Source organism: Dyella sp. SYSU CM1112 (assembly GCF_058216415.1).
The window spans coordinates 1-291 of sequence record NZ_JBZEGI010000102.1 but is presented as its reverse complement, the minus strand read 5'-3'; the positions used below and the strand labels follow the sequence as shown (position 1 = coordinate 291).

Sequence of the window (291 nt, the reverse complement as noted above, 5' to 3'; positions counted from 1 at the left end):
GTGAAATCGTGGCGCAGCTTGCGCTCTATCTCCGGCCACTCACCCAGCAGACGTCGGCTGCGACCGATTTCACCGCCTTGGGATTTCGGCATCGCATGGCCGCCGCGCCGACTCCGCACGCCGCGTACGTGTTTGCCGACATCAACGATGGACTGGCCCTCGCAACGCAGGAAACCATGCGACGCGTGCTCGATTCCACGCCGCTGCAGAAAAGCTATTTGCCAGGGATGCAATGGATACGCTGACGCGCATAGGCATTCGCTGCCTGGGGCAATTGCTGCGCATGCCACG

The 291-nt window shown here is 62.2% G+C and carries 1 pseudogene; it reads left to right on the top strand.

The features are described from left to right. A pseudogene (locus AC4HNJ_RS21805) lies at positions 1–245 on the top strand (DNA polymerase Y family protein); the annotation flags it as partial. Positions 246–291: the final 46 nt, after the last annotated feature.